Origin of the sequence: Rhizobium sp. TBD182, from assembly GCF_001950375.1 — a bacterium.
GTDB classification, from domain to species: domain Bacteria; phylum Pseudomonadota; class Alphaproteobacteria; order Rhizobiales; family Rhizobiaceae; genus Agrobacterium; species Agrobacterium tumefaciens.
This window is the reverse complement of the sequence record NZ_BDLN01000002.1, coordinates 736,061-756,964: the sequence shown is the minus strand read 5'-3', so window position 1 is coordinate 756,964 and position 20,904 is coordinate 736,061. Positions and strand designations below refer to the sequence as shown.

The window sequence follows — 20,904 nt, the reverse complement described above, 5'->3', positions numbered from 1 at the left end:
CATAAACGGCCCGGCGGCGAAAGGGTTCCGCCGCCGTATTGACCAAACTTCGATTGTGAGGGACCACCTTCCCTGATGGGTCCGGTGGCCTGGTCTATGCGTTATTCCGCAATTTCGAGAAGTGCCGCGCCCGCCTGAAGATAGTCGCCTTCCTTGACGATCAGGCGGACCTTGCCGGCCTTCGTCGCCACGATTTGCGTTTCCATTTTCATGGCTTCCATGACGGCCAGAAGATCGCCTTTGGAAACAGTTTCGCCATCGGTCACCTTGAACGATTGCAAGGTGCCGGAAACGGGAGCGATAATTTCACCTTCCTTCTCCTTGACCGACGCGCCGGGGGCAGCGGCATTGCCGCCGCTGACAGCGCCGAGGCCGGAGAGCAGCAGGTTCGGCAGGCCGACAGAAACACGCTTGCCGTCGATTTCCAGAAAGGTGCGCGTGATGGAAGGGTCTTCAGCCGGTGCAGGACGTTCCATGGCGTCAGGCATGGCGGCGAAATCGGTCTCGATCCAGCGGGTATGAACCTTGAAACCGTCGGTGCCGATGAAGTCGTCCGTCTCGATTGCGGCGCGATGGAACGGCAGAACCGTGGCAATGCCTTCGATACGGAATTCTTTCAGCGCGCGGCGCGCGCGGCGCAGAACCTGATCGCGGTCGGTACCCGTAACGATGAGCTTCGCCATCAGCGAGTCGAATACGCCAGGCACGCTGGAGCCGCTGACGACGCCGCTATCCATACGGATGCCGGGGCCGGAAGGAGCATCGAAAATCGAGATCGTGCCGGGTGTTGGCAGGAATCCTCGGCCGGGATCTTCGGCATTGATGCGGAATTCCATAGAGTGGCCGCGCGGTTCCGGCGTTTCAACCACCCGCAGGGTGTGGCCTTCGGCGATGCGGAACTGCTCGATGACGAGATCGATACCGGTGGTTTCCTCGGTAACGGGATGTTCCACCTGCAGGCGCGTATTGACCTCCAGGAAAGAAATCGTGCCATCAACGCCGAGCAGGAATTCGACGGTGCCGGCACCGGAATAGCCCGCGGTGGCACAGATCGCCTTTGCCGCGTCGTGGATTTTTTGTCGCTGTTCGGCAGACAGGAACGGGGCCGGAGCCTCCTCTATCAGCTTCTGGTTCCGACGTTGCAGCGAGCAATCGCGGGTGCCCAGCACCAGCACATTGCCGTGCTTGTCGGCCAAAACCTGCGCCTCGATATGGCGGGGCCGGTCGAGGAAGCGTTCGAGAAAGCACTCGCCGCGACCGAAAGCGGCGGTCGCTTCGCGAACGGCGGATTCGTAGAGATCGGCGATCTCTTCCATCTTCCATGCGACCTTCAGGCCGCGCCCACCACCGCCATGCGCCGCCTTGATGGCGACGGGCAGGCCGTATTCTTCGGCAAAAGCGGTGACTTCGGCGGCGGTAGAGACGGGGCCGTCACTGCCGGCCACCAGCGGTGCGCCGACGCTGGTGGCGATGCGCCGCGCTTCCACCTTGTCGCCCAGCGCTTCAATGACATGTGGGTCGGGGCCGATCCAGCTAAGGCCGGCATCGATAACCGCCTGCGCAAATTCGGCGCGTTCGGACAAAAAGCCGTAACCGGGATGCACGGCATCCGCGCCGGCGCGTTTGGCAATCGCGATCAGCTTGGCGATATCGAGATAGGTTTCGGCGGGGCGGACGCCTTCCAGCGCATAGGCCTCATCCGCCAACCGAACGAATAGCGCATTCTGATCGGGATCGGCATAAACGGCAACCGACTGCAGGCCGTAATCACGGCATGCGCGGATGATCCGCACCGCGATCTCGCCGCGATTGGCAATCAGCACTTTTTTCATCGCTATTCTCCCTACAGACTTTTAGCCGCCGCGATTTCGGCAAAAGGGCCGATCGGGCGGAACTTGATTTTGGCATTGACGGGGATTTGCCCCGCAAGATCGAGATGGTATTCTGCGACCGCGCCGATGACGGGATAGCCGCCGGTCAACGGGTGGTCGGCAAGGAAAAGAACGGGCTGGCCGCTATGGGGAATCTGGATTGCTCCGGTGGCCGTGCCTTCGCTCGGCAATTCGGCACTGTCCCTGCGCTCCATCGGCACTTCGCCGGCAAGGCGGATGCCGACGCGGTTCGATTGCGGCGTGACCTGCCAGAGCTGGCCGGTCAGCGTATCGAGGCCCTTTTGCGTGAACCAGTCGGTACGCGGTCCGAGAACCACGTCGAGCGTCACAATATCGCCGGTTGCCGGCGGATCGAAGGCCGGAGCCTCGTCGACAGACACGCTGGAAAGTCCTGTCTTTTCGCCCTTCAGCGGCAGAGTAGTGCCCGCAGTCACGCTTTCTGGACCGACTACGGCGAGCGTATCCGTCGCATAGCTGCCCAGCACGGGCTCGACATCGAACCCGCCACGCACAGCAAGATAACAGCGCATGCCCTTCGGCGGCTGACCCAAGGTTACGATATCGCCGGGTTCGAGAGACACGGGAACATGGGTTTGTGCGGTGAAACTGCGATCTGCGGTCTTGACGGTGATGGGGCAGGGCGCGCCCGCAATGCCGATGACGGCGCGGCTCGTGCTTTTGAAGGAAAAGCCGCCGAGCGTCAGCTCGAGACACGGCGAGTTAACGGGATTGCCGACGATACGGTTGGCGGCGTTAAACGCGCCACGATCCAGTGCGCCGGAGGCGGAGACGCCCTGTCCGGTTTGGCCGAAGCGGCCGAGATCCTGAAAAATGGCGGGCATGGGGGCCGCGAGCACCTCGAAATGCGGGCCTTCTCTTGTCATCTCAGGGCGGGCGGTGCGCGGCGCTGAGGTGGGAACATCAACCGTTCTTCCGGCCTTGTCCATATCGAAGAAACGCACGCGATAACCCGGCTGGAAAAGCGCGCCGGGATCACGGTCTATATCCCACATCTTCACCGGGGTGGTGCCGATGATCTGCCAGCCGCCGGGGCTGTTTTGCGGATAGACGCCGCTGAAGGCGCCAGCCAGCGCCACCGAACCCGCCGGAATGCGGGTACGCGGGCTTTGCCGGCGCGGCACGTGAAGAGCCGTATCGCCGCCAACCAGATAACCGAAGCCGGGCGCGAAACCGCAGAAGGCCACGGTGAATTCGCTTTCGGTATGGCGGCGGATGACTTCGTCGATGCTCATGCCGGTCAGTTCGGCAACGTCGGCCAGATCTTCGCCGTTATAATGGACGGGGATTTCCACCAGATTGTCCGAGGGCGCGATTTTTGCGGAGAGATCGCGGCTGGAAAGCCGTGCAACCAGCGCCTCTGCGCCAATCTTTTCGGGGCGGAAACGGATCATCAGGGTGCGGGCAGCCGGAACCGTTTCGTCGATGCCCTCAATCGGATCGTTCTGAAGCGAGGCGAACAGCGCCAGCGTTTCATCGAGATCGGCAAGTTCGACGAGAATGGTGGTGAGGCTGACGGGGAGAAAACGCATCATATCCTCACGCGTGATAGGCAGAATCGGGAATGTCGGTGATGAACATGTGCCCGGGCGCATGGGTAATCGCGAACGGCACGCCGGACGCCATGACTGCAGCCTGAGGCGTCACGCCGCAGGCCCAGAAAACTGGAACCTCGCCGGGTTCGATCCGCACCGCATCACCGAAATCCGGTTTCGCGAGATCCGATATGCCGATTTCTTCCGGCGCGCCGACATGCACGGGCGCACCGTGAACCGCCGGAAAACGTCCTGAAATTGTCGCGGCATCGGCCACGCGCGAAGCCGGGATCGGTCGCATGGAAACGACCATGTTGCCCTTAAATCGGCCGGCCGGCCGGCAGGGGCGGTTGGTCAGATACATCGGAACGTTGCTTTTGTCGGTCATGTGACGGATTTCGATACCCGCTTCGACCATCGGCGTTTCAAAGGTAAAGCTGCAACCGATCAGGAAAGCGACGAGATCGTCACGCTCTGCCCATGCGGCGGTCGCATCCGCCGTTTCCTCGGCAAGTTTGCCGTCCCGCCAGATACGGTAAAGCGGCAGGTCGGTCCTGAGATCGGCACCGGGGGCAAGAAGCGTGGTTGGTGAGCCGGGATCTGAAACATCGAGCACCGGGCAGGGCTTGGGATTACGCTGCGCATAGAGGAGGAAATCGAAGGCCCAGTCGCGCGGCAGCACGATCATGTTGGCCTGCGTGAAACCGGGAGCGATGCCGGAGGTCGGTGCAACGAGGCCGCCACGATAATCGGCGCGGGCCGTCCGGGCGGCATCCGCATTGGTGTGGCTCAGAAAGGATAAGGGTATCGTCATTGGTCGCCCTTTTAGAGAATGGATGCAAAAGAGCGGATTTCGATGCCCTCGGCGTCGAAACGGCGGCGGATTTCCTGGGCGATCGCCACCGCGCCGGGGCTGTCGCCATGCACGCAGATGGATTGTGCTTCGATCTTGATGCTGCTGCCGTCGATGGCTTCGAGTGTTCCTTCGCGGGCAAGCTGCACCATCCGGTCGGCGATTTTGGCAGCGTCGTGCAGTACGGCGCCCGCCTCGCGGCGCGAGACGAGTTGGCCTTCTGGCGTATAGGCGCGGTCAGCGAAGGCTTCCGCGACGACGGCAAGGCCTGCCTTGCGGGCGAGATCGAGGATGGGCGCATTGGCAAGGCCCATCAGCATCAGCGAGGCATCGACGGCCTTTATACCGTCGATGACCGCTTGTCCCTGTTTCGCGTCATTGGCGATGCGGTTGTAAAGCGCGCCATGTGGCTTCACGTAACGCACCGTGGTTCCGGCTGCGGCGGCGACACCCTTTAGTGCACCGATCTGGTAGATGACATCGGCGATCAGCTCTTCGGAGGTCACATCCAGATCGCGGCGGCCAAAGCCGACGCGGTCCGGGTAGGAAACATGGGCCCCGACGACCACGCCTTTTTCGGCAGCGGCCTTGACGGTGCGGTAAATCCCGGCCGGGTCACCTGCGTGAAATCCGCAGGCGATATTGGCGCTGGAAACGATGGCAAGCATCGCCTCGTCGTCTCCCATGCGCCACGCGCCGTAACTTTCGCCAAGATCGCTGTTGAGATCGATAGCGGCCATGTTTGCCTCCCTTTAGAGCATTTCCAGCAAAAGTGCGTAGCGGTTTTGCTTCGGGAAAATGCGTAATAACAAATATATAGAGCGTTTCCGCTTTTCTCCGAAATGCGGAAACGCTCTAGTTTATTAGAGGCCGAGCAGGCCGAAAATGGTGCCGGCGGACTTGTAGCCCATGTACCACGTCAATGCGCATGTCAGAACGCCAAGCCCGAGCAGAATGCGCGAGTAGCGATGGCCGCCCATCAGGTCTTCGCGCTTCCATGCGGCAAACAGGAAGATGCTGAGGCCGATGGGCAGGATAAGACCGTTCAGGCCGCCGACGAAGACCAGCATGGCGGCGGGCGGGGTCGTGATGAGCAGGTAGCAGACGAGCGAGACAGCGATGAAGATGACCGTCGCCATGTTGCGGGCGCGTTCCGTCATGTCCTGCTTGAACACGGGCAGGAACGAGACGGAGGTATACGCCGCGCCGATGACGCTCGTGATGGCCGCAGCCCAGAAGATGATGCCGAATAGGCGGAAGCCGAGATCGCCCGCGGCCGACCGGAAAGCCTGTGCGGCGGGATTGGCGGCCTGGCCCGATGTATCGATGACGACGCCGCTAGCGACAACGCCGAGAATGGCGAGGAACAGCACGTAACGCATGATGCCGGTGACAGCGATGCCGGTCAGAGCGGCGCGGTTTACCGCGGGCAGGTTTTCAATGCCGACCATTCCCCGGTCCAGCAGACGGTGCGCGCCGGAATAGGTGATGTAGCCGCCAACGGTGCCGCCGACGATGGTGGTGATGGTCGCGAAATTGATTGTGTCCGGCAGGAATGTCTGGCGGAAGGCATCACCGACCGGCGGCGCGGATACGAATGCAACGTAGAGCGTCAGCACGATCATCAGGATACCGGCGAAAATGATGAACCGGTCGACGGCGAGGCCAGCCCGTTTGGAAACGAAAATGGCGATGGAAAAGATTGCGCTGATGGCGCCGCCGATTTTCGGATCGAGCCCGAAGATGGCGTTCAGGCCGAGGCCGGTGCCGCCAATATTGCCGATATTAAAGAAAAGGCCGCCGATGATGACGAGAATGGCGAGAAGATAGCCGGAGCCCGGAATGGCAGCATTGGCGATGTCGGACGCACGCATGCGCGTCAGCGTTACGATGCGCCAGATGTTGAGCTGAACGACGAAGTCTATGAGGATGGAAGCAAGAATGCCGAAGGCGAATGCGGCACCAAGCTGCATGGTGAATGTCGCCGTCTGCGTGATGAAGCCGGGACCGATAGCAGATGTTGCCATCAGGAAGATTGCTCCCAGAAGAGATGCACGTTTTGACATTTTGAGATCGGCAGTCGGGGTGAGCTTTTTCTGCTCCATGGATTTTCTCCGCTCCTGTCGCAATCCGCCCCTCGCGGATGCTTTATGCCACCGATCTTGTCTTGTTCCGTGAGATTGTCAATATTGTTCAACAATAAATGATAATCGTTCTTTTATTTTGTCTATTTGTTGGACGTTATGAGTATGAATTCATCACGTTTTTTTGGCGCTTTGCTGAAGCTTTGTGCTATGGGCAATCATGCCGTGTCCGAACATGCCTGTCACGGAATTCCCAACGTTGCATTGCTCTTAAGGAAAGCGCCATGACGGAAACGATAGAGGGTCTGCCGCTTGCGGATCGATTGGCAAAGGGTATTCGCACCCTGCTGATCTCCGGTGAACTGATGCCGGGCCAGCGTCTTTCGGAAGCAGCCTTCAGCGAACGTTTCGAGGTCTCCCGCAATTCGCTGCGTGAAGCCTTTCGTCTCCTGACCAAGGATGGTCTGCTGCGTCACGAGGCCAATCGCGGCGTTTTTGTCGCCGTTCCCACCCTGGCTTCGGTGATTGATATTTACAGGGTGCGGCGCATGGTGGAATGCGGGGCGCTGCGTCAGGCCTGGCACAAGCACCCGGCCATCCGGACAATGCGCACGGCGGTCGATGATGCCAGGATAAAGCGCGACCAGGCAGACTGGTTAGGCGTGGGCAGCGCCAACATGAAGTTTCACGCCGCCGTGGTCGACCTTCTCGACAGCGCTCGTCTCAGCGATTTTTACGAGCGAATCGCCGCTGAGCTCAGGCTTTGTTTCGGCCTGCTGAAAGACCCGGAGCAGCTCCATTCCCCCTTTGTGGACATGAACAGCAAGATCCTGTCGCTGATGGAAGAGGGCAAGGCGGCTGAGGCCGGTGACGAGATGGAAATCTATCTCAATCTTTCCGAGCGGACGGTTTTGAAGGCGCTCGAACGGGCGTCCTGAGAAATCAGGCGGAGCGGGATGAAAACGTCCCTTGCACGTCCGCTCCATTTTTATATCGGCGCCTGATTGCCAAGTTTGTTGCGGTGCGTCATCAATGCCGACATGACGCTTCGCGACCTCACCATTCTCGTTATAGACGAAAACGCGATCCGCGCCTCGATCATCGAGGAGGGGCTGCGCGAGGCCGGGTATAATCGCGTGACGCTCATCCATGAGGTGCACGGCGTGGCGCGGACCATCGAGACGCTGCAGCCCGATGTCATCTTCATCGACCTTGAAAATCCCAATCGCGACATGATGGAGCATCTGTTTCAGTTGACACGCACGGTCGGCCGGCCGATCGCCATGTTTGTCGACCGCTCCGATACTGCGTCCATCGAGGCGGCCGTTGAGGCCGGTGTTTCCGCCTATGTCGTTGACGGGCTGAAGAAAGAGCGCGTCAAACCCATCCTCGATATGGCGGTCAGCCGCTTCAACGCTTTCAGCCGTCTGCGACAGGAACTTGCCGAAGCAAAATCGGCGCTTGAGGAGCGCAAGGTCATCGAGCGCGCCAAAGGCATTTTGATGAAAATGCGTGGCCTGTCCGAAGAGGAGGCTTTTGCGCTTCTGCGGCAAACGGCGATGAACGAGAAAAAGAAAATATCCGAGATCGCGCAAAGCGTGGTCACCGCGGCCGGTCTGTTGATGTAACGAACCCGCCGGCGGGACAGTCGAGGAGTGTATGATATGGCGGCACAGGAAAAATCGGCCGGTTCAAAAGCGGGCACGCCGGCAATTGTTGGCAGCGACCGGCAAAAAATCCTGCGGGCAGGTTTTATTCCTCTTGTCGATGCGTCCGTCCTCATTGCTGCGGCGGAATTCGGCTTTGCCGAGCGCGAAAGCCTGACGCTCGATCTCGTCAAGGATGTGTCCTGGGCGAATGTGCGCGACCGGCTGGCATTCCGGCAATTCGACATTGCCCATATGCTGTCGCCAATGCCCGTTGCCTCCATGCTCGGACTCGGCTCGAACCCTTCGCCGACGATCACGCCGTTTTCACTTGGGCGCGGCGGCAATGCGATAACGCTTTCGACGCGGCTTTTTGCCCGGATGAAGGCGTTGACGGGGCTTTCCGAAACGGCGGGGGCGCTGGAAAATGCGAAGGCCTTAAAGCAGGTGCTGGATGACATGCGAGCGCGGGGCGAAGCTACACCGACGCTCGGCATGACCTACCCGTTTTCCTCGCACAATTACGAATTTCGCTATTGGCTCGCCGCTGGTGGCATTCATCCCGATCACGATGTCAAACTGGTGGTCGTACCACCGCCATTGACGTCGGACGCATTGGCGGCGGGCGCCATAGATGGTTTCTGTGTCGGTGCGCCGTGGAACATCGTTGCCGCCGAGCGCGGTGTGGGCAGGATCGTCGCCGCCAAGCAGGATTTGTGGCCGTCCGCGCCGGAAAAGGTGATCGGGATGCGGCCTGAATGGGCTGAAAGCCAGCAGGAAACGGTCAGCCGGCTGCTGATTGCGCTCGATGCCGCCGCACGTTGGTGCGACCTTGCGGAAAATCACGATGATCTGAGCAGGATACTTGCCGATCCGCGTTATATCGGTGCGCCGCAAAGCATCATCCGCCATGTGCTTGCCGGTGAATTCAACATCGACAGCCAGGGCAACCGCCGGGTCATCGACAAATATTTCCTCTTCCACGGCGGCCATGCCAATTATCCGCGCCAGAGCCAGGCATTGTGGATTTACAGCCAGATGATCCGCTGGGGGCAGACGGAGTTTTCGCAAGGTGGTGTGGAGGCCACCCTGTCCGCTTACCGTCCAGATATTTATCGGGCGGCACTGGGCGATGCCAATGCGCCCGATGATGCCGATATTCGAGTCGAAGGGCAGGAGGCGGGTGACCGGTTCGTGGACGGTTTTGTTTTCGATCCCGCAGACATTGCTGGATATGTGAATGGCTTTTCCGTGCGCAGTTCTGCCTCGTTTTCCATCTCCCAAGGCGAGGCCTGACAGCCGTCGGCCGGGCAAGCTGCGCAAATTTCAAGCGCGGAATTTATCCATTTGCGCAAACCATAGACAAAATTCCTACTGATTAAAATTTAATCGTCCGATTCAATCTCGGAAATTCCGTTTTTTTCCAAGGCGATAGCTTCCATAAGTAAAACTGGCACGCCTCTTGCGTCGTCGTCTTTGCACTGGTCAACGGCGATCGGGGCGAGCAGGGCGCGGCATAAGCGCTTTCACAGACATAGACGTCGCAAGGTTTTGCTGCCCGGAACATTTCCCGTTCCGAAGGCGCAAACTCCGAGCGGCGTTTTTTTTATTTTCAGGTTTTTTCGCAAGCGAACGCGCCACCCATGCGGTGGTCCAATAAGGGGAAGATGCGAATGAAAAAGATATTCTCGGGCGATGTCAGCCGCCGCACCATACTGAAGACGACAGCCGCCGCAGCTCTTGTTACCGCCGTGCGCACCGCTTTTCCGTCAGGCGCTTTCGCAGCCACGGCTGAGCCGGAAGTGAAGGGCGCGAAAATCGGCTTCATCGCGCTGACCGACGCCGCCCCGCTTATCATCGCGGCGGAAAAGGGACTGTTCGCCAAGCATGGCATGCCGGATGTCGAGGTTCTCAAACAGGCATCCTGGGGTGCGACACGTGACAATCTCGTGCTCGGCGGCGCATCGAACGGCATTGATGGCGCGCATATCCTGACCCCGATGCCCTATCTCATGCATACCGGCAAGGTGACGCAGAACAACGTGCCTGTGCCGATGGCGCTTATCGCCCGCCTCAATCTCGACAGCCAGGGTATTTCCGTCGCCAAGGAATATGCTGAAACCAGCGTTCAGCTCGACGCGTCCAAGCTGAAGGCAGCTTTCGAGAAGAAGAAGGCAGAAGGCAAGGAAATCAAGGCTGCCATGACATTTCCCGGCGGCACGCATGATCTGTGGATCCGCTATTGGCTGGCCGCCGGCGGCATCGACCCGGACAAGGACGTCTCCACCATCGTCGTTCCGCCGCCGCAGATGGTCGCCAACATGAAGGTCGGCAATATGGACGTCTTCTGTGTGGGCGAACCCTGGAACGAGCAACTCGTCAATCAGGGCATCGGCTTTACTGCCTGTACCACCGGGGAACTCTGGAAAGGGCATCCCGAGAAGGCGCTCGGCATGCGCGCCGACTGGGTGGAAAAGAACCCCAACGCCACCAAGGCATTGCTGATGGCCGTGATGGAGGCCCAGCAATGGTGCGATGAGATGGCGAACAAGGAGGAGATGTCCACGATCCTCGGCAAGCGCCAATGGTTCAACGTGCCGCCGAAGGACGTTCTTGGCCGCCTCAAGGGCAATATCAATTACGGCAACGGCCGCGTGCTGGAAAATACCGGTCTGCAGATGAAGTTCTGGCAGGATCACGCGTCCTATCCCTTCCGCAGCCACGACAGCTGGTTCATCACGGAAAACATCCGCTGGGGTAAATTTGCACCCGATACGGACGTGAAGGCGCTGGTTGCCAAGGTCAACCGCGAGGACATCTGGCGCGACGCTGCAAAGGATCTCGGTGTTGCCGATATTCCCGCCTCCACGTCGCGCGGCAAGGAAACCTTCTTCGACGGCAAGGTCTTCGACCCCGAAAACCCGTCGGCCTATCTCGAAAGTCTTTCCATCAAGGCAGCCTCCTGAGGAGGAGACACGGGTGTCGCCCCTCCTCCGCCGGGTTGCCATTTAAAGTTGGACACCAAAGGCCGGATGAGGGGCGAGACCCTGACCGCAACCGAAATCCAAAGGAAACGCCATGTCCGCATTGGCTCGAAATTTCAAGGAACAGCCGCAGCAACCGGTGGTACAAAAGGCAAACGTCGTGACCCTTCCGCCCAAACATCCCTCGCGGTTCAATCTGCGTAAACTGGGTGCTGCGGCGGCCCGCAATATCATACCGCCATTTGTCGTCCTCGCCGTTCTGCTAGGCGTCTGGCAGGTGCTCTGTTCCGCCCCCGGCTCGTCCCTGCCGCCGCCAAGCCAGGTATTCGAGGAAAGCTACGATCTCATCGTATCGCCGTTCTTCCATAATGGTTCGCAGGATATCGGCCTCGGCTTGCGCGTGCTGGTCTCGCTGGAGCGTGTGGCATACGGTTTCGGCCTTGCGGCCATCGCCGGCATTATTCTCGGTGCGGTCATCGGCCAGTCGATCTGGGCCATGCGCGGCCTCGACCCGATTTTTCAGGTCCTGCGCACCGTGCCGCCGCTCGCCTGGCTGCCGCTTTCACTTGCCGCCTTTCAGGACAGCAATCCGTCGGCCATTTTCGTGATCTTCATCACCTCCATCTGGCCCGTCATCATCAATACGGCGGTCGGCGTGCGCAACATTCCGCAGGATTATCGCAACGTTGCGAAGGTGCTGCGGCTCAACCAGATCGAATTCTTCTTCAAGATCATGCTGCCGTCGGCCGCGCCTTACATCTTCACCGGTCTGCGCATCGGCATCGGCCTCTCCTGGCTCGCCATCGTGGCTGCGGAAATGCTGACCGGCGGCGTCGGTATCGGCTTCTTCATCTGGGATGCGTGGAACTCCTCGCGCCTGCCCGACATCATCGTGGCGCTCGCTTACATCGGCGTTGTCGGCTTCATGCTCGACAAGCTGGTAGCGGCGCTCGGCAAGGTCATCACCCGCGGCGCTGCGGCCAACTAAAAGGGCGACCATCATGAACGCTTATCTGAAACTCGATCATATCGACAAATATTTCGACAAGGGCGGTTCGCGCGCCGAGGTGCTGAAAGGCATCAACCTGACCATCGGCAAGGGCGAATTCGTCTCGGTCATCGGGCATTCCGGCTGCGGCAAGTCCACCATGCTCAACCTCATCGCCGGGCTGACCAAAGTCTCAGCAGGCGTCGTGCTTCTGGAAAACCGCGAGGTCAACGAACCTGGCCCGGAACGCGCCGTCGTCTTCCAGAACCACAGCCTGCTCCCCTGGCTTTCGGTTTATGAAAACGTCAACCTGGCCGTCGCGAAGGTCTTCAGCAGTACCAAGACCAAAGCGGAACGCCACGACTGGGTCATGCGCAATCTGGATCTCGTGCAGATGGCCCATGCCAAGGACAAGAAACCGTCTGAAATTTCCGGTGGTATGAAACAGCGCGTCGGCATTGCCCGGGCGCTCGCCATGGAGCCGAAAATCCTGCTGCTGGACGAGCCTTTCGGCGCACTGGATGCGCTGACTCGCGCCCACCTTCAGGACGCCGTGATGGAAATCCACGCCCGGCTTGGCAACACCATGGTCATGATCACCCACGATGTGGATGAGGCGGTGCTGCTTTCCGACCGTATCGTGATGATGACCAACGGTCCCGCCGCCCATATCGGCGAAGTGCTTGACGTGCCGCTGCCGCGCCCGCGCAACCGCATCGAGCTTGCATCCGACAAGACCTACCTCAAATGCCGCGAGGCCGTGCTGAAGTTCCTTTACGAACGTCACCGCTTCGTCGAAGCTGCGGAGTAACCACCATGGCGCAAAAACTCGTCATCATCGGCAATGGCATGGCGCCGGGGCGCATGCTGGAAAACCTTTTCGAAACCGCCCCCGGCCTCTACGACGTCACCATTTTCAACGCCGAGCCGCGCGTCAATTACGACCGCATCATGCTCTCGCCAGTACTCTCAGGCGAAAAGAGCTATGAAGATATCGTCATCCACAATGACGAATGGTACGCGTCCAACAATGTGACGCTGCACAAGGGCGCCAAGGTCACCGGCATCGACCGCGACAACAAGACCGTAACCAGCGAAAACGGCATCACCGTTTCCTACGACAGGCTGGTGATCGCCACCGGTTCCCTGCCCTTCATCATTCCCGTCCCTGGCCATCAATTGCCGGGCGTTCTCGCCTATCGCGATCTCGACGATGTCACGAAGATGCTTGAAATCGCCGAAGGCAAGGGTCGCGCCATCGTCATCGGCGCCGGCCTTCTGGGTCTGGAAGCAGCTTATGGGCTGAAGCGCCAGGGAATGGACGTCACCGTCATCCATCTGATGCCGACGATCATGGAGCGGCAGCTCGATCCGGCAGCGGCCTATCTTCTGGAAAAGGCGCTGAACGAGCGCGGCATCGACATCATCACCAAGGCCAATACCAAATGCATTCTCGGCGCGGAGAAGGTCGAAGGCATCGAGCTGGAAGACGGCCGCGTCATTAAAGGCGACATGGTGGTGATGGCGGTCGGCATCCGTCCCGCCTCGGGTCTCGCCAAGGAAGCCGGCATCGCCGTCAATCGCGGCATCGTCGTGGATGATGGCATGATGACGTCGGATGCCTCGATATATGCGCTTGGCGAATGCGCCGAGCATCGCGGCATGTGCTACGGGCTGGTCGCGCCGCTTTATGAATCTGCGCGGGTGCTGGCGGACCGGCTTTGCGGCGGTTCAGCCGAGTATCATGGTTCGGTCACCAATACCAAACTTAAGGTCACCGGCATCAACCTGTTTTCCGCCGGCGATTTTGCCGAGGGTGACGACCGCGAGGAAATCGTGCTTCGCGATGCCACCGCCGGTGTCTACAAGCGCCTGATCCTCAAGGAAAATCGCATCATCGGCGCGGTTCTTTACGGCGAGACGGCGGATGGTTCGTGGTTCTTCGACCTGATGAAGAAATCGACCGACATTTCCGCCATGCGCGAAACCCTGATCTTCGGCCAGGCCTATCAGGGAGGGTCCCCGCTGGACCCTATGGCGGCCGTTGCAGCCTTGCCGGATGATGCGGAAATCTGCGGCTGCAACGGCGTCTGCAAGGGCAAGATCACCTCGGTCATCACCTCGAAGGGGCTGACCTCGCTGGATGATGTGCGCGCCCATACCAAGGCGTCCGCCTCCTGCGGCAATTGCACCGGCCTTGTCGAACAGCTGATGACGCTGACGCTTGGCGACAGCTACAATCCCACTGCCGTGCAGCCCATGTGCAAATGCACAGATCTCGGCCACGATGATGTGCGCCGTCTCATCAAGGCCAAGAGCCTGAAGACCATTCCCGCCGTGATGCAGGAACTGGAATGGAAGACCTCCTGCGGCTGCGCCAAGTGCAGACCGGCGCTCAACTACTATCTCGTCTGCGATTTTCCCGACCAATATGCCGACGACTACCAGTCACGTTATATCAATGAGCGCGTCCATGCCAATATCCAGAAGGACGGCACCTATTCCGTCGTTCCACGCATGTGGGGCGGCGTTACATCTTCCTCCGAACTGCGGGCGATTGCGGATGTGGTCGACAAGTTCGAAATCCCGATGGTGAAGGTGACAGGCGGGCAACGCATCGATCTTCTCGGCATCGAGAAGGAGGATTTGCCGGCGGTCTGGGCCGATCTCGGCAAGGCCGGTTTCATTTCCGGCCAGGCCTATGCCAAGGGGCTTCGCACCGTGAAGACCTGCGTTGGAGAACAATGGTGCCGCTTCGGCACGAAGGATTCCACCGGCCTCGGCATCCGCATCGAAAAATTCATGTGGGGCTCATGGACGCCCGCCAAGCTGAAGCTTGCCGTTTCCGGCTGTCCGCGAAACTGCGCTGAGGCGACATGCAAGGACATCGGCGTCATCTGCGTCGATTCCGGTTTCGAAATCCACTTCGCCGGTGCCGCCGGTCTCGATATCAAGGGTACGGAAGTGCTGGGCCTCGTCCATACAGAGGATGAGGCGCTGGAGCATATCGTGGCGTTGACCCAGATGTACCGCGAGCAGGCGCGCTACCTCGAGCGCATCTATAAATGGGCCAAGCGCATCGGTTACGACGAAGTCCGCCGCCAGATCATGGACGATGCCGACAAGCGCCGGGCCTATTTTGACCGCTTCGTCTTCAGCCAGAAATTCGCGCAGGTCGATCCCTGGTCGGAACGTGTGTCCGGCCACGACAAGCACGAATTCAGGCCGATGGCGGCAATCGGTTTCAACGAGGCAGCGGAGTGAGAACGATGGACAGCAACTGGATCGATATTGGCGACATTTCCGACATTCCGCTGCGCGGCGCGCGCTGCGTGAAAACGCCTATGGGCAAGATCGCCGTGTTTCGCACGGCTGAAAATCAGGTCTTCGCCATCGAGGATCATTGCCCGCACAAAGGCGGCCCGCTGTCTCAGGGCATCGTGCACGGGGCTTCGGTGACATGTCCTTTGCACAATTGGGTCATTTCGCTGGAGACCGGCAAGGCGTTGGGGGCGGATGAGGGTGAGGTGAGGACCATTCCTCTCCGCAATCTCGACGGGCGGCTTTCGATTGCGCTCGAAACTTTGATGATTGCGGCGGAGTGATATCAGATGTTGGCGACGATACTCCCCTCTGCCCTGCCGGACATCTCCCCCTCGAGGGGCAAGATCGACAAGTGGCACGCTTCTCGCTTCATCTCTGTTGTCGGAGACACAAGCTGTAAAATAGAGCCGGTGCCACAATTGATCTACCCCTTTGAGGGGCAGATGTCCGGCAGGGCAGAGGGGGGTAAATGCCACGCACCAAGAGGGCAAACCCATGCCCGTTGAAACGAAAACCACCTGTCCCTATTGCGGTGTCGGCTGCGGCGTCATCGCCACCGTTGCCGATGACGGCATCGTTTCCGTCAAAGGCGATCCGGACCACCCCGCCAATTTCGGCCGGCTGTGTTCCAAGGGTTCGGCTCTGGCCGAAACCATCGACCTCGACGGACGGCTGCTCCATCCCGAAATCCACGGAAAGCGTGTGGCATGGGACGAAGCGCTTCAACTCGTTGCTTCAAGATTTTCCGAGGCCATTTCCGAGCACGGCCCGGATTCGGTTGCCTTTTACGTTTCCGGCCAATTGCTGACGGAGGATTATTACCTCGCCAACAAGCTGATGAAGGGTTTCATCGGATCTGCGAATATCGATACGAATTCACGGCTTTGCATGTCGTCTTCGGTCGCCGGCCATCGCCGCGCCTTCGGGGCCGATACGGTGCCCGGCACCTATGAGGATATGGAGCTTGCCGATCTGGTAATCCTCACCGGATCCAATCTCGCCTGGTGTCATCCCGTCCTCTATCAACGGCTTGCTGCCGCAAAGGCGGCGCGGCCGGACATGAAGGTGGTGGTCATCGATCCGCGCCGGACGATGAGCGCAGATATTGCCGATATGCACCTCGCCATCCGCCCGGATGGGGATGTGGCGCTGTTTACCGGTCTTCTGGCCCATCTTTCCGCCAGTTCCGCGTTCGATAATGCTTATGTTGGAATCCACACTGTCGGCCTCGATGCCGCGATGCAGTCAGCGACCGGGCACAGCCTGCCGGAGATTGCCGACAAGACCGGTCTGACAATCGCGGAACTGATTTCCTTTTACGAATTGTTCGAACGCACGCAAAAAACCGTCACCTGCTACAGTCAGGGCGTCAACCAGTCGCAAAGCGGCACCGACAAGGTCAACGCCATCATCAATTGCCATCTCGCCACAGGCCGCATCGGCCGGCCGGGCATGGGGCCGTTTTCGCTGACCGGCCAACCCAACGCCATGGGCGGACGCGAGGTGGGCGGGCTTGCCAATATGCTGGCGGCCCATATGGCGATCGAGAACGCTGAAGACCGCGACCGCGTGCAGCGCTTCTGGGCCTCGCCGGCGATTGCGCAGAAGCCTGGCCTCAAGGCCGTGGATATGTTCCGGGCGGTTGCCGATGGCCGCATCAAGGCGCTGTGGATCATGGCCACCAACCCCGTCGTTTCCATGCCGGATGCCGGTGCCGTCGAGGCGGCGATCAAGGCCTGTTCCTTTGTCGTGGTGTCCGATCTCATCGCCAAGACCGATACCGCCCGCCACGCCCATGTGCTGTTGCCATCGCTCGGCTGGGGTGAAAAGGACGGCACGGTCACCAATTCCGAACGACGTATTTCCCGCCAGCGCGGTTTTCTTGACGCGCCCGGCGAAGCAAGGGCCGACTGGTGGCAAATCGCCGAAGTTGGACGGCGCATGGGTTTTGACGCCGCCTTCGGCTACCGGCAACCTTCTGAGGTTTTCGCCGAGCATGCCGCTCTCTCCGGCTTCGAGAACGCCGGAAGCCGCGATTTCGATATCGGCGGGATCGACCGTGATTCCTACGATACGATGACACCGTTTCAATGGCCAAAAGCCGAACCCGGTGAAGTCGCCACGACCCGCTTTTTCGGGGATGGCCGCTTTTTCCATGCGGATGGCAAGGCCCGCTTCATCGCCACGGCACTGCCGGAGACCGGCAGGACATCGGCGGACTACCCGCTGACGCTGAATACTGGCCGTATCCGCGACCAATGGCACACCATGACCCGCACCGGCAAAAGCGCGCGGCTTACCGCCCATATCGCCGAACCCTTTGCCGAACTTCACCCGCGCGATGCACAGTTGCTGGGAATCGAAAGCGCCGATCTGGTGGAGATTGAAAGCCCGCACGGCAAGGTCCTGCTGAGGGCTCTGGTCAGCGAGAGGCAGGCACGGGGAGCTGTGTTTGCGCCGATGCACTGGAACGACCAGTTCGCCTCGCAGGCCCGCATCGATATGCTCGTGCCAGCGGTCACGGACCCGCATTCCGGTCAGCCCGCTTCGAAGAATGTCGGCGTGAGTGCACGACGTTTTGTAGCGAAAGCCTATGGATTTGCGATCTCCCGCACCCGGCCTGATGCGCCGGACTGCGCCTATTGGGCAGTTGCGAAGGCGGATGGCGGCTACCGCATGGAGCTTGCCTTCGAGGAACAGCCGCAGGACTGGACGCTCTGGGCGCGACGGGTTTTCGGCATCGATATCAGGGTTGAGCCTCTGGGTTACAGCGACCGGCAGACGGGCGATCTGCGGCTTGCTTTCTTCGACGGTAATACCTTGCTGGCAGCGCTGTTCGTCGCCAGAGAGCCGGTGGCCGTTGCCCGCAACTGGGCGATTTCACAGCTGAACGAACGCCATGAGGATTTGCGCATGCGTTTTGCGCTGGTCGCCGGGCGTCCCGGTGCCGGTCGCGCCGATCCCGGGGCGACGGTCTGCTCCTGCTTCAATGTCGGGGTCAACCAGATCACGGCCGCCATCCGCAATGGCTGCCACAGCGTCGAAGCCATAGGTGCTGCGTTGAATGCCGGAACCAATTGCGGCTCCTGCCGCGCCGAGATCAGGGGGATCATCGATGGATGCCTTAAAACCGCAGCGGAATGAACCGAACCGCATGGAGAAGCTCGCCAAGTTGCCGGTCTTCTGGGGGCTTGAGGGCAAGCGCGTGGTGCTGGCGGGCGGATCGGATGGGGCCGCATGGAAGGCGGAACTGCTGCTTGCCTGCGGGGCGGAACTTCATCTCTATTGCGAGGAAAGCGAGCTTTCGGAATGCTTTGCGGCGCTCGTCTCGACAAGCCAGATGCTGACATGGCATGACCGTTCCTGGGGTCCGGATAGTTTCAAAGGCGCGGAACTGGCGCTGGCGGATTGTGAAACCGACGAAGAGGCGGGAAGATTTTACAATGCCGCGCGCTCTGCCGGCGTGCCTGTCAATGTCATCGACAAGCCGGAATTCTGCCAGTTCCAGTTTGGCTCCATCGTCAATCGTTCGCCGGTGGTGGTGTCGATCTCCACCGATGGCGCCGCACCCATTCTGGCGCAGGCCATTCGCCGGCGCATCGAGACTTTGCTGCCGCACGCTCTCAAGGATTGGGGGGCGCTTGCCCAAACCATCCGAGAGCGGGTCAATATACGCCTCGCGCCCGGCACGGCGCGGCGATCATTCTGGGAGAAATTTGTCGACCGGGCGTTTACCGAAAGGCTGGATGAGGGCAGCGAAGAAAGGCTGCTGACAGACATCGGCACGCAGGCCGGTCGGAGAGGATCGGGACGTGGCCTTGTGACGCTGGTCGGTGCCGGACCGGGCGATGCCGAGCTGCTGACGCTGAAAGCGGTACGCGCCCTGCAGGCGGCGGATGTCATTCTGTTCGACGATCTCGTTTCATCCGAGGTGCTGGAACTGGCGCGGCGGGAGGCGAAGCGTATGCTTGTTGGCAAACGCGGCGGCCGGGAAAGCTGCAAGCAGGAAGATATTAACGACATGATGATCCGCCTTGCCAAGGCCGGCAAAAGGGTGGTGCGGCTGAAATCCGGCGATCCGATGATTTTCGGACGCGCCGGCGAGGAGATCGCAGCGCTGGAGGCTGAAAACATCCCGGTCGAAATCGTGCCAGGCATCACCGCGGCAAGCGCCATGGCTTCGCGGCTCGGCGTTTCCCTCACCCACCGCGATCACGCCCAGTCGGTCCGCTTCGTCACCGGGCACTCCAGACAGGGCAAGCTGCCGGAGAATATCGACTGGCAGTCGCTGTCGAACCCTTCCGTGACCACGGTTTTTTACATGGGCGGGCGAACCGCTGCCAGCATCGAGGAAGCCCTTCTGGCGCATGGCATGCCGGCCTCGACGCCCGTCGCCATCATGATTTCCGTCAGCCGCGAAAATGAGCAGCGCTGGTGCGGTTCGCTCGTGCAACTGGCTGCGGCGGTTGAGCGAATGGGCGTGAACGAGCCTATATTGATCGGCATCGGTGATGCGTTTGGTGCTGCAATCTCTGCGTTTTCCGAGATAGGCCTGCCGGAGCCGGTCCCGATGTCAATTCAGAAAGCCGGCTAATAATCTTGCTGGTCCGTGCGGATACGTTTTTCGCATACCTCCGCAAGTGGACCTGATCGGCGCCACAAAACCGTCCCTTGACATTGGTTTTTCGTTCGCTCTTCAATAAAACGAAAAAATTGAAAGAGGAGGGAGGGTGAAATGATGCTCACACCGCGTCAGGATGAAATCGTTGCGCTGGCGAAAGCAAGCGGGCGTGTGCTGGTGGACGAGCTGGCCACGCGGTTTTCGGTAACGCCACAGACGATCCGCAAGGACCTCAACGATCTCTGCGATACGCGGGTGCTGACGCGCATCCATGGCGGCGCACTTTTTCCGAGCGGCAACGAAAACGTCAAATACGAGGCACGCCGTGCGATCGCCTCCTCCGAAAAGCAGGCGATCGGCGCCGCTGCCGCTGCCCTCATCCCCAACAATTCCTCGCTTTTCATCAATATAGGTACGACGACCGAGGCGGTGGGCGAAGCGCTGGCGGATCATCACGAGTTGATGGTCATCACCAACAATATTAATGTTGCCAACAGGTTACGGGTTTTTCCGGGCATTGAGGTGGTGATCGCTGGCGGCGTCGTGCGCGGTTCCGATGGCGGCATCGTCGGGGAGGCCGCAGTGGATTTTATCCGCCAGTTCAAGGTCGATTTCGCCGTCATCGGCGTTTCTGCAATCGATGAAGACGGCGCTTTGCTGGATTTCGACTTTCGCGAGGTCAAGGTTGCCCAGGCGATCATGTCCAACGCTCGCCACGTCATTCTTGTATCGGATTCACTGAAATTCGAGCGGACGGCGCCGGTGCGCATCGGCCATCTTTCACAGGTGCACACCTTCATTACCGATCATTGTCCGGTCGATTCGATCCGATCCATCTGTGCCGATCATGACGTCAGGTTGATTGAAACCGAGGTTGGGGAGCCTTGATCCGAACCGTCCCGGAATTTCGTTTGACATTCGTTTTGTCTTCAAATTAGATGTCCGTGCTTTCAATATAT

The 20,904-nt window shown here is 59.9% G+C and carries 16 protein-coding genes; 11 read left to right on the top strand and 5 right to left on the bottom strand.

The window, feature by feature from the left end:
- Positions 1-101: 101 nt before the first annotated feature.
- From T18_RS12225 to T18_RS12205, 5 genes are all read right to left on the bottom strand, one after another.
- Positions 102-1,832, bottom strand: a complete 1,731-nt coding sequence (locus tag T18_RS12225; protein WP_038494444.1) for an acetyl/propionyl/methylcrotonyl-CoA carboxylase subunit alpha — start codon at positions 1,830-1,832, stop codon at positions 102-104.
- Positions 1,833-1,843: 11 nt separating this feature from the next.
- Positions 1,844-3,442 carry a 5-oxoprolinase/urea amidolyase family protein gene (locus tag T18_RS12220; RefSeq protein ID WP_038494441.1) on the bottom strand — a complete coding sequence of 533 codons (1,599 nt, stop codon included), beginning with the start codon at positions 3,440-3,442 and terminating at the stop codon, positions 1,844-1,846.
- 7 nt (positions 3,443-3,449) lie between these two features.
- Entirely contained in the window at positions 3,450-4,259 is an 810-nt protein-coding gene (locus tag T18_RS12215; RefSeq protein ID WP_003511619.1) for a putative hydro-lyase, read from the bottom strand.
- Positions 4,260-4,270: 11 nt separating this feature from the next.
- Positions 4,271-5,038 (bottom strand): LamB/YcsF family protein, encoded by a 768-nt coding sequence (locus tag T18_RS12210; RefSeq protein WP_038494438.1) that lies wholly within the window; start codon positions 5,036-5,038, stop codon positions 4,271-4,273.
- 123 nt (positions 5,039-5,161) lie between these two features.
- Entirely contained in the window at positions 5,162-6,403 is a 1,242-nt protein-coding gene (locus T18_RS12205; protein ID WP_003511614.1) for an NRAMP family divalent metal transporter, read from the bottom strand.
- A 263-nt stretch (positions 6,404-6,666) separates the two neighbouring features.
- Here T18_RS12205 and T18_RS12200 point away from each other — a divergent pair, with 263 nt between their 5' ends.
- The 11 genes from T18_RS12200 (at position 6,667) to T18_RS12145 (ending at position 20,833) form a co-directional block, all read left to right on the top strand.
- On the top strand, positions 6,667-7,320 hold the full coding sequence (locus T18_RS12200; RefSeq protein ID WP_003511611.1) for a GntR family transcriptional regulator: 654 nt from the start codon (positions 6,667-6,669) through the stop codon (positions 7,318-7,320).
- 102 nt (positions 7,321-7,422) lie between these two features.
- Positions 7,423-8,010 (top strand): ANTAR domain-containing response regulator, encoded by a 588-nt coding sequence (locus tag T18_RS12195; protein ID WP_003511609.1) that lies wholly within the window; start codon positions 7,423-7,425, stop codon positions 8,008-8,010.
- A 36-nt stretch (positions 8,011-8,046) separates the two neighbouring features.
- Positions 8,047-9,324 (top strand): CmpA/NrtA family ABC transporter substrate-binding protein, encoded by a 1,278-nt coding sequence (locus T18_RS12190; protein ID WP_038494434.1) that lies wholly within the window; start codon positions 8,047-8,049, stop codon positions 9,322-9,324.
- Between the two features lie 377 nt (positions 9,325-9,701).
- Positions 9,702-10,994 (top strand): CmpA/NrtA family ABC transporter substrate-binding protein, encoded by a 1,293-nt coding sequence (locus T18_RS12185; RefSeq protein ID WP_013761944.1) that lies wholly within the window; start codon positions 9,702-9,704, stop codon positions 10,992-10,994.
- 112 nt (positions 10,995-11,106) lie between these two features.
- The gene (ntrB, locus tag T18_RS12180) at positions 11,107-12,000 is read left to right on the top strand and encodes a nitrate ABC transporter permease (RefSeq protein ID WP_013761943.1); all 894 of its coding nucleotides are present in this window, start codon (positions 11,107-11,109) and stop codon (positions 11,998-12,000) included.
- A gap of 13 nt (positions 12,001-12,013) precedes the next feature.
- On the top strand, positions 12,014-12,811 hold the full coding sequence (locus tag T18_RS12175) for an ABC transporter ATP-binding protein (RefSeq protein ID WP_003511595.1): 798 nt from the start codon (positions 12,014-12,016) through the stop codon (positions 12,809-12,811).
- Between the two features lie 5 nt (positions 12,812-12,816).
- Positions 12,817-15,264 (top strand): nitrite reductase large subunit NirB, encoded by a 2,448-nt coding sequence (gene nirB / locus T18_RS12170; protein ID WP_038494431.1) that lies wholly within the window; start codon positions 12,817-12,819, stop codon positions 15,262-15,264.
- Between the two features lie 5 nt (positions 15,265-15,269).
- A complete protein-coding gene (nirD, locus tag T18_RS12165) occupies positions 15,270-15,605 on the top strand; it encodes a nitrite reductase small subunit NirD (RefSeq protein ID WP_003511593.1) in 336 nt (111 codons plus the stop codon).
- Between the two features lie 214 nt (positions 15,606-15,819).
- Positions 15,820-18,468, top strand: a complete 2,649-nt coding sequence (locus T18_RS12155; protein WP_038494427.1) for a nitrate reductase — start codon at positions 15,820-15,822, stop codon at positions 18,466-18,468.
- Positions 18,440-19,918 (top strand): siroheme synthase CysG, encoded by a 1,479-nt coding sequence (gene cysG / locus T18_RS12150; RefSeq protein ID WP_038494424.1) that lies wholly within the window; start codon positions 18,440-18,442, stop codon positions 19,916-19,918. The genes T18_RS12155 and cysG overlap by 29 nt, the downstream gene beginning before the upstream one ends.
- 141 nt (positions 19,919-20,059) lie before the next feature.
- A complete protein-coding gene (locus tag T18_RS12145; protein ID WP_003511588.1) occupies positions 20,060-20,833 on the top strand; it encodes a DeoR/GlpR family DNA-binding transcription regulator in 774 nt (257 codons plus the stop codon).
- Positions 20,834-20,904: the final 71 nt, after the last annotated feature.

Coding starts and splice junctions, on each gene's coding strand:
- T18_RS12225 (WP_038494444.1), bottom strand. CDS start 1,832: ATGAAAAAAGTGCTGATTGCCAATCGCGGCGAGATCGCGGTGCGGATC.
- T18_RS12220 (WP_038494441.1), bottom strand. CDS start 3,442: ATGCGTTTTCTCCCCGTCAGCCTCACCACCATTCTCGTCGAACTTGCC.
- T18_RS12215 (WP_003511619.1), bottom strand. CDS start 4,259: ATGACGATACCCTTATCCTTTCTGAGCCACACCAATGCGGATGCCGCC.
- T18_RS12210 (WP_038494438.1), bottom strand. CDS start 5,038: ATGGCCGCTATCGATCTCAACAGCGATCTTGGCGAAAGTTACGGCGCG.
- T18_RS12205 (WP_003511614.1), bottom strand. CDS start 6,403: ATGGAGCAGAAAAAGCTCACCCCGACTGCCGATCTCAAAATGTCAAAA.
- T18_RS12200 (WP_003511611.1), top strand. CDS start 6,667: ATGACGGAAACGATAGAGGGTCTGCCGCTTGCGGATCGATTGGCAAAG.
- T18_RS12195 (WP_003511609.1), top strand. CDS start 7,423: ATGACGCTTCGCGACCTCACCATTCTCGTTATAGACGAAAACGCGATC.
- T18_RS12190 (WP_038494434.1), top strand. CDS start 8,047: ATGGCGGCACAGGAAAAATCGGCCGGTTCAAAAGCGGGCACGCCGGCA.
- T18_RS12185 (WP_013761944.1), top strand. CDS start 9,702: ATGAAAAAGATATTCTCGGGCGATGTCAGCCGCCGCACCATACTGAAG.
- ntrB (WP_013761943.1), top strand. CDS start 11,107: ATGTCCGCATTGGCTCGAAATTTCAAGGAACAGCCGCAGCAACCGGTG.
- T18_RS12175 (WP_003511595.1), top strand. CDS start 12,014: ATGAACGCTTATCTGAAACTCGATCATATCGACAAATATTTCGACAAG.
- nirB (WP_038494431.1), top strand. CDS start 12,817: ATGGCGCAAAAACTCGTCATCATCGGCAATGGCATGGCGCCGGGGCGC.
- nirD (WP_003511593.1), top strand. CDS start 15,270: ATGGACAGCAACTGGATCGATATTGGCGACATTTCCGACATTCCGCTG.
- T18_RS12155 (WP_038494427.1), top strand. CDS start 15,820: ATGCCCGTTGAAACGAAAACCACCTGTCCCTATTGCGGTGTCGGCTGC.
- cysG (WP_038494424.1), top strand. CDS start 18,440: ATGGATGCCTTAAAACCGCAGCGGAATGAACCGAACCGCATGGAGAAG.
- T18_RS12145 (WP_003511588.1), top strand. CDS start 20,060: ATGATGCTCACACCGCGTCAGGATGAAATCGTTGCGCTGGCGAAAGCA.